Raw genomic sequence first — 13296 nt, 5'->3', positions numbered from 1 at the left:
AGGACAACACTAAGGGTTTTCTAAACATGTCAGAACAAAATAACACTGAAATGGCTTTCCAGATCCAACGTATCTATACCAAGGATGTATCTTTCGAAGCGCCAAATGCACCGCATGTTTTCCAGAAAGATTGGCAGCCAGAGGTTAAACTTGATCTTGATACCGCATCTACCCAACTGGCAGATGACGTGTATGAAGTCGTGCTGCGTGTCACCGTAACGGCTGCTCTTGGCGAAGAAACGGCGTTCCTGTGTGAAGTTCAGCAGGGCGGTATTTTCTCCATCAGCGGTATCGAAGGGACTCAGATGGCGCATTGCCTCGGCGCATACTGCCCGAACATTCTGTTCCCGTATGCCCGCGAATGCATCACTAGCCTGGTTTCACGCGGTACGTTCCCGCAACTGAACCTTGCGCCGGTCAACTTTGATGCGCTGTTCATGAACTATTTACAGCAGCAGGCTGGCGAAGGTACTGAAGAACATCAGGATGCCTGATGAACCAAAGTAATGCTTCAATGACTGTGATTGGTGCCGGCTCGTACGGCACCGCTCTTGCCATTACCCTGGCAAGAAATGGCCATCAGGTTGTCCTGTGGGGCCATGATCCAAAACATATCGCGACCCTTGAGCACGATCGCTGCAACGTCGCGTTCCTCCCTGATGTGCCTTTTCCCGACACGCTGCGCCTGGAAAGTGACTTAGCCACTGCGCTGGCCGCCAGCCGTAATATTCTGGTGGTGGTGCCGAGCCACGTCTTTGGCGAAGTGCTGCGTAACATCAAACCGCTAATGCGTCCTGATGCGCGTCTGGTCTGGGCAACAAAAGGTCTGGAAGCGGAAACGGGACGCCTGCTGCAGGATGTGGCGCGTGAAGCGTTGGGAGATGCGATTCCATTGGCGGTCATCTCAGGCCCGACGTTTGCCAAAGAGCTGGCGGCGGGTATGCCGACGGCGATTTCTCTGGCCTCAACGGACGATACTTTCGCTGACGATCTCCAGCAGTTGCTGCACTGCGGCAAAAGCTTCCGCGTTTACAGCAACCCGGATTTCATTGGCGTGCAGCTTGGCGGCGCGGTGAAAAACGTCATTGCGATTGGCGCGGGGATGTCTGACGGCATCGGTTTTGGCGCCAATGCACGAACCGCATTGATCACCCGTGGACTGACCGAAATGTCGCGTCTTGGCGCGGCGCTGGGTGCCGATCCTGCCACCTTTATGGGGATGGCGGGTTTAGGCGATCTGGTGCTGACCTGTACCGACAACCAGTCGCGCAACCGTCGATTTGGCATGATGCTCGGCCAGGGGATGGACGTGCAGGGTGCGCAGGACAAGATTGGTCAGGTGGTGGAAGGCTACCGCAATACGAAAGAAGTTCGTGAATTGGCGCACCGTTTTGGTGTTGAGATGCCAATAACCGAGGAAATTTATCAAGTATTGTATTGCGGAAAAAACGCGCGCGAGGCAGCATTAACGTTATTAGGCCGTGCACGCAAGGATGAGCTGAGCCGCCACTAGCTGTAAGGAACTGTTGAATATAACGACCCGACCCGCGAAGAACGGGTCGGTCGTTTTGCTACCTTCTGGAGTACGCAATGCCGTGTGAAGAACTGGATATCGTCTGGAAAAACATTAAAGCGGAAGCCCGGGCACTGGCGGAATGTGAGCCTATGCTGGCCAGTTTTTACCACGCAACGCTGCTCAAGCATGAAAACCTCGGTAGTGCGCTGAGCTATATGCTGGCGAATAAGCTCGCGTCTCCAATCATGCCTGCCATTGCGATTCGCGAAGTTGTGGAAGAGGCCTACGCGGCCGATCCCGAAATGATTGCTTCGGCGGCTTGTGATATCCAGGCGGTACGCACGCGCGACCCGGCCGTCGACAAATATTCCACCCCACTTCTGTATCTGAAGGGCTTTCATGCGCTTCAGGCCTACCGCATCGGCCACTGGCTATGGCATCAGGGGCGTCAGGCGCTGGCAATCTTCCTGCAAAATCAGGTATCTGTTTCTTTCCAGGTAGATATTCATCCGGCGGCAAAAATTGGCCGTGGGATTATGCTCGATCACGCCACCGGTATTGTGGTGGGTGAAACCGCCGTGATTGAAAATGACGTCTCTATTTTGCAATCCGTTACGCTTGGCGGGACCGGTAAAGCGGGCGGCGATCGTCATCCAAAAATTCGTGAAGGGGTGATGATTGGCGCGGGCGCGAAAATTCTCGGCAACATTGAAGTCGGGCGCGGCGCGAAGATTGGCGCGGGTTCCGTCGTTTTACAACCCGTACCGCCACATACTACCGCCGCAGGCGTCCCGGCACGCATTGTCGGCAAGCCTGACAGCGATAAGCCGTCCATGGATATGGATCAGCATTTCAACGGGATACATCATACGTTCGAATACGGCGATGGCATCTGATTTCGAGCCATGCCCGGTGGCGCTGCGTTTACCGGGCCTACGTGGGATTTGTAGGCCGGATAAGGCGTCAGCCGCCATCCGACACAAATTAACTGCGTAATATCGCGCCGGGATATCCCAGTTGGCGCCAGGCTTCATACACCACCACCGACACCGCATTTGACAGGTTCATGCTACGACTGTCCGGCATCATCGGAATACGAATTTTTTGTTCGGCCGGCAGAGCGTCGAGGATACTGGCTGGCAGACCGCGTGTTTCCGGGCCAAACATAAGATAATCCCCATCCTGATAACTTACTGCGCTGTGCGCTGGCGTACCTTTGGTGGTCAGGGCAAACAGACGCTGCGGGTTTTCTGCGGCGACGAAGGCGGCGTAATCAGGGTGGCGCAGCACGGCGGTAAATTCATGGTAATCCAGGCCTGCGCGACGCAGGCGCTTGTCGTCCCAGGTAAAGCCCATTGGCTCAATAATATGCAGACGAAAGCCGGTATTGGCGCAAAGACGGATAATATTGCCGGTATTTGGCGGGATTTCTGGTTCGAATAAAACGATGTTAAGCATACTGCCCCCTTAATAACGGGGGCAGAATAGCAGAAACAGCGGGTACTATGCGACGGTCAGCGCGCGCGGTTTATAGCGTTGCAGCTTGTAAATCGTGGCCGCAGCAGCCAGCAGCGCGGGAAGGCTAAGGAACATTAAGATACTATCAGCCTGCCATTGCAGGGAAAGCAACTGGGCGCTCATCATCGTTCCGGCCACGCCGCCGAATCGACCCACGCCCTGCATCCACGCAATACCCGTCGCGCGGCAGTGGGTAGGATAGAACGTTGCGGCCAGCGTCTGCAGCCCGGACTGCGCACCGTTCATGGTAATCCCCATCAGGAAAATCAGTGCGCCGAACAGGATGATATGGTTATGCTCAAACCCGAGGGCGAGGGCAAACAGCATCGTCAGAATAAAGCCGAGTGATACCACTTTATGTGCTTCCCAGCGATCCATTAACCAACCGGCCAGCAGGATCCCGGCCGTACCGCCGAAGGTAAACAGCGAAGTTAACCAGGCCGATTCCGCCAGTGGATAGCCCATGCCCAACATCAGAGTGGGCATCCAGCTCAGCAGTACGTAATAGATAACCAGTCCCATAAAGTAGGTCAGCCACAGCATCAGCGTGCCAGGCAGCCAGGGCATACTGAACAACTGCGCTACGCTGCCTTTTTTGACCGTAACCTTGTCTTCATCCAGATAAAACTGGGTGACCTTTTCCAGACTGCCTGACATAAATCGTTGGGCAATACGTTTCACCTGCGCAACGCTTTTGCCACGGTGCACCAAATACTTAACCGACTCCGGCAGGAACAGCACCAACAGCACGGTGAGAGTCAGTGGGGCGATTGCGCCAGCGAGCAGCACGCTGTGCCAGCCGTAGTTGGGGATCAGCCAGGACGAGATGACGCCACCGCCCGCAGCCCCTAATGGAAAGCCGCAATACATGGTGTTTATTGCCATCGAACGGCAGCGTTTGGGCGCAAATTCTGACACCAGGGTAATGGCATTGGGCATTGCTGCGCCGAGTCCAAGCCCGGTGAGGAAGCGCCAGAACGTTAACATATTCAGCGTCTGTGCATAGGCGGTGCCGAGACTGGCGAGGCCAAAGAACAGGCAGGAAAAGACCAGTACGCGCTTACGGCCCATCCGATCGGAAATCGGTCCGGCCAATAATGCGCCAAATGAGAGACCCAATAATGCGGCGCTTAAAACAGGCCCGAGATCCTGCTTCTGGATGCCCCAGTCAGCAGAGAGCGTGGGCGCAATATAACCCATCGCCGCCGTATCGAAGCCGTCAATGGCTAACACCAGAAAGCCCAGGACAATAATCACCCAATGAAAGCGTGAAAAAGGACTGTCGTCTATCGCCTGCTGGATATTCACTTTACCGGAATAAGCCATGTCACCCTCGCCCGTTATGATGGTTGTTATCTACCCGTCATACTTCAAGCTGCATGTGCGTTGGCTTTCCTCGCTCACCCCGGTCACGTACTTATGTACGCTCCTGAGATTCGCTGCGTTGCCGCCTTCCTGCAGCTCGAATTATTTGGGTATCTGTATAAAATGCCCTTGTATTAGCTTGTATATACATTTGGCAGGTGGATAAAAAGTTGTCAAATATATTGGTTGCAAATGTTAACTAGTCGTTATTTTTGCATAAAAAATGGCCGGACTGAGAACAGGCCGACCATGCAGAAAACGCGATTTTACGGGGGAGAGTGTTACGCAGCGCTACCCTGGGCCAGAGGCGCTAATGCAGCAGGCAGGTTCTGACCCAGCTCCTGTACCAGCGAATCGCGGCTGATTTCGTTAATCGATTTCGCACCGGTCAGGGTCATCGCCACCTTCATCTCTTTCTCGATCAGGTTCAACAGGTTCGCCACACCGGCCTGGCCGTGGGTTGCGAGTGCGTACAGATAAGCACGCCCCAGCAGCACGCTATCCGCGCCCAGCGCAATCATGCGCACAACGTCCAGACCGTTACGGATCCCGCTGTCTGCCAGAATAGTGATATCGCCTTTCACCGCATCGGCAATGGCGGGCAGCGCGCGAGCAGAAGACAGCACACCATCTAACTGGCGGCCACCATGGTTAGAAACAACAATGCCATCCGCGCCAAAACGGACGGCATCGCGGGCATCTTCCGGATCGAGGATCCCTTTGATCACCATCGGGCCATCCCAGAATTCGCGGATCCACTCAAGGTCTTTCCACGAAATTGACGGATCGAAGTTATTCGCCAGCCAGCCAATGTAATCCTCAAGGCCGGTAGGTTTGCCAAGATAGGTTGAGATATTGCCTAAGTCATGTGGGCGACCATTCAGGCCCACGTCCCATGCCCACTGCGGATGGGTAACCGCTTGCCAGTAACGACGCAGCGCGGCATTGGGACCGCTCATACCGGAATGGGCGTCACGGTAGCGTGCGCCCGGCGTAGGCATATCGACGGTAAAGACCAACGTGGAGCAGCCCGCCGCTTTGGCGCGTTCCAGCGCGTTGCGCATAAAACCACGATCGCGCAGAACATATAACTGGAACCACATCGGACGCTTGATGGTCGGAGCGACTTCTTCAATTGGACATACGGAAACCGTGGAAAGCGTAAACGGAATGCCTTTGGCGTCAGCGGCAGCGGCGGCCTGCACTTCTCCCCGACGCGCATACATTCCGCACAGGCCGACAGGCGCGAGGGCCACGGGCATGGAGAGCGTTTCGTTGAACAGCTTTGTCTCGAGGCTCAGATCGGACATATTCTTCAGCACACGCTGGCGCAGCGCCACTTCCGACAGGTCTTCGACGTTACGGCGCAGAGTGCGCTCGGCATATGCGCCGCCGTCAATGTAGTGGAACAAGAACGGGGGCAAAATACGTTGGGCGGCGGCACGATAGTCGCTGGCGGCTGAAATAATCATGTGTTGTTCTCCCTGCTATTCTCACCAGGGTCACCGGGCAGGCGGGTGATACGCGCCTGGCGGGCCTGATCTTCATCAAATTGTTTAATCGTGGTGTGGACAAAGCTGAGGTGCGCCATCATGGCCTTACGTGCGCCATCGGCATCACCGGCGACAATGGCGTCCAGCACGGCCTGATGTTGTTCTGTAAGCTGTGAAAATACGGGCGGCACAAGGTACATACGTTGGCGGCTCTGTTTAACCGAAGACTGCAATACGTCGAAGAAACCGCGCATGGTCTGTAACAGCACCACGTTATGCGAGGCTTCCGCAATGGCGAGATGAAAGCGCACGTCCGCTTGCGAAGCGAGATCCGGATCTTCGCTCTGCGTGGCCTCGAAACAGAGTCTGATCTTCTCTTTGTCGGCGCTGGTGGCCCGCATGGCTGCGTGCCAGGCGGTACTGGCTTCAATGGCGTGGCGGGCTTCCAGAATATCGAAGCTGTAATCAGGATCGTCCGCCATCAAGGATTTCAGCGGCTGAACGATGTTTTGTTCAGACCAGGCTTCATGCTGCCAGCGAACAAACGTCCCGCCGCCGCGACGGCTGATTAACACGCCTTCACTCACCAGCTTTGCTAACGCCTCGCGCAGCGAGTTGCGCGATACGCCGAGCTGTACGGCCAACTGGCGCTCAGCGGGCAACTTCATGCCCGCCTCCAGCTGTTGTTCTTCAATCAGCGCCCGCACACGAGAAGCGACTTCGTCGGACAGGCGTCTGGGCATCACAATCATGGAATCATCCAGGTTAAGACATAGGCCTGCAGGGTGGTAATCACTCCCACCATGCAGGTGAAAATCAGGCTATGTTTCACGGTAAAGCGGAACAGATCAGACTCTTTCCCCACTAATCCCACTGCCGCGCAGGCGATAGCGATAGACTGTGGAGAGATCATCTTGCCGGTCACGCCGCCGGTGGTATTTGCCGCCACCATCAGCACATCCGAAACGCCGATTTGCTGAGCCGCGGTGGCCTGCAGGGCGGCAAACAGGGCGTTAGATGAGGTATCGGACCCGGTCAGGAATACCCCCAGCCAGCCGAGGAACGGCGAGAAGAAAGTAAACGCGCTGCCGGTGTGCGCCAGGGCCAACGCCAGGGTTGATGAAAGCCCCGAGTAGTTAGAGATAAATGCGAATGCCAGCACCATCCCGATGGAATAGATCGGTAGCGCCAGATCTTTCAGCGTGTTGCCAAAGGTCTGCAGCGCAGCGGACGGCTTCATCTTCAACCAGACGATAGACAGCAGGGCGGCAAACAGAATCGCGGTACCGGTCGCGGAGAACCAGTCAAATTTGTACACTGCCGCGTAGGCTGTGGCTTCGTGTACGACCGGCGGCATACGGGCTACCAGCTTGTCGAGGAACGGAACCGGAACATTCACTACCCAGTGGTACATTGCGCCACCCGGCGCAAACAGCGCTTTAAACGGTGGTATGCTCCACAGCGTGACGGTGGCTGTCAGGAACAGGAATGGAGACCAGGCGCGGATGATTTGCCCCGCAGTGTAGCGGGTGCGCGACAGGTCCATATCGACCTGCGAAGCGCCCATGTCGCCGAAGCGGAAGATACGTACCGGCTGCCAGCGTTTCAGGAACAGCGTCAGACACACCAGTGAGACCAGCGAAGAGATAATGTCCGGCAGTTCCGGCCCAATAAAGTTCGAGCTGAGGTATTGGGCGATAGCAAACGAGCCGCCAGCGACCATTACCGCAGGCCAGGTTTCTTTCACGCCGCGCCAGCCATCCATAATCGCCATAATCCAGAACAGCACGATAATCGTCAGGAACGGCAACTGACGACCGACCATCTGGCCAATCTCGAAGCTGTCCAGTCCGGTAACCTGGCCGGCAACCAGAATCGGAATGCCCATTGCGCCAAAGGCGACCGGCGCGGTATTCACGATCAGGCACAACCCCGCCGCATACAGCGGGTTAAAGCCAAGCCCTACCAGCAGCGCGGCGGTAATGGCGACCGGCGCGCCAAAGCCAGCTGCACCTTCAAGGAATGCCCCAAAGGAGAAACCAACGATCAGCATTTGCAGACGCTGGTCTGGGGTAATGGAGAGTATTGATGAACGGATGATGTCGAACTGCCCGGTTTTTACCGAGATTTTATAGACGAATACCGCTGCGATGATTATCCAGGCAATCGGCCACAGACCATAAAAGAAGCCGTACACCACCGAGGCCAGAGCATGATCGACCGGCATTTTGTAGAACAGTAGGGCGACAGCCAGAGCAATCACCACCGTCCATGACGCCGCAACATAGCCTTTCAGCTTGAGCTTAATCAGGGCGAAGAAAAAGAACAGGATTGGGAGCGATGCGATCAGACTGGAAAGCCAGATGTTACCGGCTGGATCGTAGTTCTGTTGCCAGAGATTCATTGCAGGTCTCCTGGGGGCCTCAGACATAATGAAATGAGTCTTTGCTCATCTCTTCGTCACATTATGTGTAAAAGTGGCCCTGCCAATATTGTTGTGTAGGGGTAATGACAATGAATGGTTAATCAGATGTTATTTATTGGCAACGGTATTGTACGCGAATTTTAATGAAATGTGAGGTGATGGTAGGATCTGGTTATAATTGGTAGGGCCAATTGGTGGTGCGGGAAAGACCGGGCAAACGGATGTTGCCCGGCAGGAGATCAGAACTCGGTTTTTGCGAAGCCTGTCATCTCTTTCAGGCCCATTTCACGGCCAAGTTCGGTCATCGGGTGGACGACAATCAGACCACGCACGCTTTTCTTCAGCTTGCCCATGTCGGCCTGTTCTTTTTTGGTAATGGCGCGGCGAAAGGGAAGTTTCGTTAGCTTGTGCGCTTCTTTGCTCAGCTTCTGGCCGTGGACTTCACGCAGGCGCGCGATCTCGGCTTCCAGGGTTTCTTTCTCTTTTTCCAGCTCGGCATATTTGTCAGCGGCTTCAACCAGCGACAGGTCAGCCTGCTGGTGGCGGATAGCGTCCAGGCGATCGCTCAGGCGTTTAATTTCGTTTTTTTCGACTTCTTTCATAGGATAGCTTCTGATAAAAAATAGAATGTATATCCTATAGTATGCGCGCAGAGCGGGATTCTTCACAACAAATCGAAGATAAATAATCAAATGCCGCAAGTATTAATCAGCTAATGATAATATTACGTTTTTGATTGATAAGGAATTTTAAGCAATAAGATCGGCGATGGTGCTTTCTGTTGGCGGGTTGATAGCGAAGCACGTTTTCCTCAATATAATCGCCCAACCGATCCTAAACTTAAATGATCAACCGCGCAGGCTAAGCGTGGTTAATACATGGAGGAGGGAAGATTATGGCGAAAATAGGTGAGAATGTTTCGGTCCTTATTGATAAGACTGTTGATTTCATGGCCTCAAGCCAGGCTTTTCGTGAGTATCTGAATAAAACACCGCCGCGCAACGTTGTCCCTTCTGAAATACCGCAGGAGAATGCGCAGCTGTATCTGCAACGTCTGGCGTACTATCGACAGCTTTATCGACCGCAGCAGGAAGAGAAATAAGCCTGCATGGCCTTATTTTTGAAAGGCTTTTTTTAAGCTGATTTTAGAAATCAGCTCGGTCAGGGAAAGTACCATCGTGGAGCGTACCATTTGCTGGTAGCGCTGGATTTGCATGGCGTGCAAACCTGAGTCTGAGGTATCAAACTGTGGCGGTGGCGGGAGTGCCGTCACGCAGTGAAGCTCGCCAAACGGCCCAAGAATCTCGTCGTCGGTAAACGCATACTCATTGCCGTCGTGATTCAGCTCTTCCCGCAGCGCCATCAGAAGCTCCGCATCTTCATACTCCGGGCGGCTGAGTACGCCCAGACCGTAGATTAGCTTCAAACGAACCGAAAGGTCGCCTAATGGACCGTCGCCGTCGAGCAACGGTTCTACGGCATATTTCACCGCATAGTCATCTTTGCGAAATACCTGAAGCACAAGGATATTCACCGCCTCGGTGAGCAGTTCTACGGCGGTGATGAGGAAGCTGCGTACGGTTTTGCCAGCATTCAGACGCTCAAGCACACGATTTTCAAAGGCCTGCGTTTGTTCCATTATTGCCTGCATATCTGACAATCTGTCATTCGGGCGCAGGCTGACCTGCGCCACATTCTCTATCATTTGGTCGCGTTATATACGTTAACCGCCTCCGCCACCACATCACTGTTGGCATCCAGACCGGATACCTGCGCCAGCGCGGCCTGTGGACCTTTTTCGTCAATCAGCGCGGCCAGTTCCTGTGCCTGCGGATCTTCTTCACTGCGGTAATGCATTGCAGCAGCAATACCGGTAACCAGATTAACGTGCGGTAGACCATACTCCAGCGTGCCCAGCAGCGGTTTAATCAGACGGTCGCCTGCACTCAGTTTACGCAGCGGCTGACGTCCAACGCGCTCAACATCATCTTTCAGATACGGGTTTTCAAAACGACCGAGGATCTTCTGGATATAAGCCGCGTGTTTATCGGCATCAAAACCGTAGCGTTTGATCAGCACCGCGCCGCTCTCTTCCATTGCACCTTTTACCACTGCGCGGATTTTCTCGTCGAGAATCGCGTCACGGATGGTCTGATGACCGGTCAATTTTCCGAGGTACGCGGTTATAGCATGCCCGGTGTTCAGCGTGAAGAGTTTACGTTCGACAAATGCCATCAGGTTATCAGTTAATTCCATTCCCGGGATGTTTGGCAGCTCGCCTTTGAACTGCGTTTGGTCGACAATCCACTCGCTGAATGTTTCGACGGTAACTTCCAGCGGATCGTTGGTCGCAGAAGCAGATGGTGGCACGATGCGATCCACTGCGGAATCGACAAAGCCAACATGTTCTTCAACCCAGGCTTTGTCTTCATCTGCCAGCGCGTTCATGACGTGGCCTTTCAACTGCGTGGTTCCGCGCACCATGTTTTCACAGGCGATGATATTCAGCGGGGTAGAGATGCCCTGCGCTTTGCGTTTTACCAGCCCTTTAGCGATGGCCGGAGCGATACGCTCAAGCACAACCGGACCTACGGCAGTAGTGATTAAATCAACGTGGGCAATCAGATCGACGACATCATCGCCGATGCTGCTGACGGCGTTGACGCCGGAAACGGTATCAACCTGCTCGTTTTCACCCACAACATGAACCTGATAGCTATGACGGGCATTCAGGGCATCGAGCACGACCTGGTTTACATCCGCAAACGTCAGCTGTATCCCCGCGTCCGCCAGCAGTTTGCCGATAAAGCCACGACCGATATTACCTGCGCCAAAATGTAATGCTTTCATAGTATTAACCTTCATTAATGTTTTTACCCAAGAGGGCTGGGGTGAGGGACCGCATAGCTTTCCCCTCAACCTAACCCTCTCCACAAGGGAGAGGATTTTGTAGGCCCGGTAAGCGTGAGCGCCACCGGGCAATAACGCTTACTTACGACCTGCCAGCAGTTCCAGAACTTCATCCACGCTGGTGGTATGGGCCAGACGTTCGATCACGGATTCATCATCCAGCGCGTTGGTCAGGCTGGTGATGACCTGGATGTGCTCATTGTTACGTGCGGCGATACCAATGACCAGACGGGCAATATCGTCTTCTTCTTCACCAAAGCGTACGCCTTCCGGGTACTGGCAGAACACCACGCCGGTTTTCAGCACCCGGTCTTTGGCTTCTACCGTACCGTGCGGTACTGCGATGGATTCACCGAGGTAAGTCGGCGTCAGCTTTTCGCGGTCCAGCATGGCATCGACGTATTCCGGCTCAACATAGCCGCCTTTCACCAGTTGTTCACCGGCAAAGCGAATCGCTTCTTCTTTGTTAGAGGCTTTCCGGCCAAGGAAGATATTTTCCGCACCCAGTTTGAACAGATGGGTATCACCCTCATCAAAGCTGTCTTTCAGGTGATCGCGGACTTTCTCTTCGTTCACGTTGTGGCGCTGTGCAGCGACCAGACGTTCGGTCAGGCTGGTATACAGACCGCTGTCGAGGAAGTTAGTCAGCGAGATGTGCTGTGCCTGAGGCACCTGACGCATCGCACGTTCAGTCAGGTCGCGGTGGGTAATGACCAGATCCACATCCGGCGGCAGATTGTTAATCGCGCTGTTGGTGACGGAAATCTGAGACAGACCGGCATCCTGCACTTTCTTACGCAGTACGCCTGCGCCCATGGCGCTGGAACCCATACCGGCATCGCAAGCCACGATGATTTTACGTACATGGCTCAGGTCGTTGGTCACGTCGCCAGCCGCCAGCGGAGATGCGCCTTTAGATTCCGCTTTCATGTCCTGCATACGACGGGTCGCCGCATCAATATCGTCTTCTTCTTTCACTTTGCTGGTTTTCAGCAGGATAGCTGAGACCACAAAGGAGACCGCCATGGCGGCACAGATAGCAGCGATGTTTGCGAAGTAAGCGCCTTTTGGCGTCATCGCCAGCACGGCCAGAATCGAGCCAGGAGAAGCCGGAGAAACCAGACCGCCATTCAGGATGGTCAGGGTGAATACGCCAGTCATACCGCCAAGGATAACGGCCAGAATCAGACGTGGGTTCATCAGCACGTACGGGAAGTAAATTTCGTGGATACCGCCCAGGAAGTGGATGATAGCCGCGCCGCCCGCAGACTGCTTAGCGCTGCCGCGACCAAAGAACATGTACGCCAGCAGGACGCCCATACCCGGACCTGGGTTAGCTTCAATCAGGAAGAAGATGGATTTGCCCATCTCATGGGACTGCTGAATACCCAGCGGTGAGAAAATACCGTGGTTGATGGCGTTGTTGAGGAACAGGATTTTTGCCGGTTCAACGAAGATAGACGCCAGCGGCAGCATGTCATGGACAACCATGAAGTTAACGCCTGCCGCCAGAATTTTGGACAGACCTTCAACCAATGGACCAATGCCGAGGAAAGCCAGGATGGCGAGGATCATACCGATGATGCCTGCGGAGAAGTTATTCACCAGCATCTCAAAACCGGATTTGATCTTACCGTCTACCCAGTTATCGAATTTTTTGATGCAGTAGCCGCCCAGCGGGCCTGCGATCATGGAGCCAAGGAACATCGGCATATCCGCGCCGACGATAACGCCCATGGTGGTGATAGCACCAACCACGCCGCCACGCTCTCCGCCCACCAGCTTACCACCGGTATAACCGATCAGCAGCGGCAGCAGATAGGTGATCATCGGACCGACCAGCTTCGCCAGCGTTTCGTTCGGCAACCACCCTGTCGGAATGAATAATGCGGTGATAATACCCCACGCGATAAACGCGCCGATATTTGGCATCACCATATTGCTGAGGAATCGACCAAAGCTTTGCACCTTGATCTTAATATCGGATGACATAAAAACACCCCTTCTTATGTTTGCTATCGCGCAGGCTGAAAGCCCGAGGTTTGTTAATGTAGCGGCAGGAGGTAGCC

13 protein-coding genes are annotated in these 13296 nt (G+C 54.4%); 4 read left to right on the top strand and 9 right to left on the bottom strand.

What is annotated here, in order from left to right; translation table 11 throughout:
* Positions 1-26 precede the first annotated feature (26 nt).
* From secB to cysE, 3 genes are all read left to right on the top strand, one after another.
* Positions 27-494, top strand: a complete 468-nt coding sequence (gene secB, locus FOB24_RS00845) for a protein-export chaperone SecB (RefSeq protein ID WP_038635313.1) — start codon at positions 27-29, stop codon at positions 492-494.
* Complete coding sequence (gene gpsA, locus FOB24_RS00840; RefSeq protein WP_137365854.1) at positions 494-1513, top strand: NAD(P)H-dependent glycerol-3-phosphate dehydrogenase; 1020 nt, start codon at positions 494-496, stop codon at positions 1511-1513. Before secB ends, gpsA begins: the two co-directional genes overlap by 1 nt.
* Positions 1514-1590: 77 nt before the next feature.
* A complete protein-coding gene (gene cysE / locus FOB24_RS00835; RefSeq protein ID WP_016154965.1) occupies positions 1591-2412 on the top strand; it encodes a serine O-acetyltransferase in 822 nt (273 codons plus the stop codon).
* Positions 2413-2500: 88 nt separating this feature from the next.
* Here the strand turns inward: cysE and trmL are convergent, their stop codons facing one another.
* From trmL to FOB24_RS00800, 6 genes are all read right to left on the bottom strand, one after another.
* Positions 2501-2974, bottom strand: coding sequence for a tRNA (uridine(34)/cytosine(34)/5-carboxymethylaminomethyluridine(34)-2'-O)-methyltransferase TrmL (gene trmL, locus FOB24_RS00830; RefSeq protein WP_048237006.1), 474 nt, complete (start codon positions 2972-2974; stop codon positions 2501-2503).
* 45 nt (positions 2975-3019) lie between these two features.
* On the bottom strand, positions 3020-4360 hold the full coding sequence (locus FOB24_RS00825; protein WP_137351232.1) for an MFS transporter: 1341 nt from the start codon (positions 4358-4360) through the stop codon (positions 3020-3022).
* A gap of 320 nt (positions 4361-4680) precedes the next feature.
* A complete protein-coding gene (lldD, locus tag FOB24_RS00815) occupies positions 4681-5871 on the bottom strand; it encodes an FMN-dependent L-lactate dehydrogenase LldD (RefSeq protein ID WP_061380913.1) in 1191 nt (396 codons plus the stop codon).
* Entirely contained in the window at positions 5868-6644 is a 777-nt protein-coding gene (gene lldR / locus FOB24_RS00810; protein ID WP_006687599.1) for a transcriptional regulator LldR, read from the bottom strand. The genes lldD and lldR overlap by 4 nt, the downstream gene beginning before the upstream one ends.
* Entirely contained in the window at positions 6641-8296 is a 1656-nt protein-coding gene (gene lldP / locus FOB24_RS00805; RefSeq protein ID WP_038635296.1) for an L-lactate permease, read from the bottom strand. The genes lldR and lldP overlap by 4 nt, the downstream gene beginning before the upstream one ends.
* A 260-nt stretch (positions 8297-8556) precedes the next feature.
* Positions 8557-8919, bottom strand: a complete 363-nt coding sequence (locus FOB24_RS00800) for a YibL family ribosome-associated protein (protein WP_038635293.1) — start codon at positions 8917-8919, stop codon at positions 8557-8559.
* A 293-nt stretch (positions 8920-9212) separates the two neighbouring features.
* Here FOB24_RS00800 and FOB24_RS00795 point away from each other — a divergent pair, with 293 nt between their 5' ends.
* Positions 9213-9419, top strand: coding sequence for a hypothetical protein (locus tag FOB24_RS00795; protein WP_003827334.1), 207 nt, complete (start codon positions 9213-9215; stop codon positions 9417-9419).
* Between the two features lie 12 nt (positions 9420-9431).
* On the opposite strand, the gene mtlR is transcribed toward FOB24_RS00795, so the two are convergent.
* The 3 genes from mtlR to mtlA all read right to left on the bottom strand — a co-directional run bounded on the left by mtlR (position 9432) and on the right by mtlA (position 13219).
* On the bottom strand, positions 9432-10022 hold the full coding sequence (gene mtlR / locus FOB24_RS00790; RefSeq protein ID WP_005120486.1) for a mannitol operon repressor MtlR: 591 nt from the start codon (positions 10020-10022) through the stop codon (positions 9432-9434).
* On the bottom strand, positions 10019-11167 hold the full coding sequence (mtlD, locus tag FOB24_RS00785; RefSeq protein WP_150344412.1) for a mannitol-1-phosphate 5-dehydrogenase: 1149 nt from the start codon (positions 11165-11167) through the stop codon (positions 10019-10021). Before mtlD ends, mtlR begins: the two co-directional genes overlap by 4 nt.
* Positions 11168-11305: 138 nt before the next feature.
* Positions 11306-13219 (bottom strand): PTS mannitol transporter subunit IICBA, encoded by a 1914-nt coding sequence (gene mtlA / locus FOB24_RS00780; RefSeq protein ID WP_079225822.1) that lies wholly within the window; start codon positions 13217-13219, stop codon positions 11306-11308.
* Between the last annotated feature and the right edge of the window lie 77 nt (positions 13220-13296).

Source organism: Citrobacter werkmanii (assembly GCF_008693645.1).
Lineage (GTDB): Bacteria > Pseudomonadota > Gammaproteobacteria > Enterobacterales > Enterobacteriaceae > Citrobacter > Citrobacter werkmanii.
This window is presented reverse-complemented; position numbering and strand designations above follow the sequence as displayed.

What these genes read in the sequence shown, in the direction of transcription:
- lldP (WP_038635296.1), bottom strand. Translation starts at nt 8,296, where the DNA reads ATGAATCTCTGGCAACAGAACTACGATCCAGCCGGTAACATCTGGCTT.
- mtlR (WP_005120486.1), bottom strand. Translation starts at nt 10,022, where the DNA reads ATGATAGAGAATGTGGCGCAGGTCAGCCTGCGCCCGAATGACAGATTG.
- mtlD (WP_150344412.1), bottom strand. Translation starts at nt 11,167, where the DNA reads ATGAAAGCATTACATTTTGGCGCAGGTAATATCGGTCGTGGCTTTATC.
- FOB24_RS00795 (WP_003827334.1), top strand. Translation starts at nt 9,213, where the DNA reads ATGGCGAAAATAGGTGAGAATGTTTCGGTCCTTATTGATAAGACTGTT.
- lldD (WP_061380913.1), bottom strand. Translation starts at nt 5,871, where the DNA reads ATGATTATTTCAGCCGCCAGCGACTATCGTGCCGCCGCCCAACGTATT.
- cysE (WP_016154965.1), top strand. Translation starts at nt 1,591, where the DNA reads ATGCCGTGTGAAGAACTGGATATCGTCTGGAAAAACATTAAAGCGGAA.
- mtlA (WP_079225822.1), bottom strand. Translation starts at nt 13,219, where the DNA reads ATGTCATCCGATATTAAGATCAAGGTGCAAAGCTTTGGTCGATTCCTC.
- FOB24_RS00825 (WP_137351232.1), bottom strand. Translation starts at nt 4,360, where the DNA reads ATGGCTTATTCCGGTAAAGTGAATATCCAGCAGGCGATAGACGACAGT.
- FOB24_RS00800 (WP_038635293.1), bottom strand. Translation starts at nt 8,919, where the DNA reads ATGAAAGAAGTCGAAAAAAACGAAATTAAACGCCTGAGCGATCGCCTG.
- lldR (WP_006687599.1), bottom strand. Translation starts at nt 6,644, where the DNA reads ATGATTGTGATGCCCAGACGCCTGTCCGACGAAGTCGCTTCTCGTGTG.
- gpsA (WP_137365854.1), top strand. Translation starts at nt 494, where the DNA reads ATGAACCAAAGTAATGCTTCAATGACTGTGATTGGTGCCGGCTCGTAC.
- secB (WP_038635313.1), top strand. Translation starts at nt 27, where the DNA reads ATGTCAGAACAAAATAACACTGAAATGGCTTTCCAGATCCAACGTATC.
- trmL (WP_048237006.1), bottom strand. Translation starts at nt 2,974, where the DNA reads ATGCTTAACATCGTTTTATTCGAACCAGAAATCCCGCCAAATACCGGC.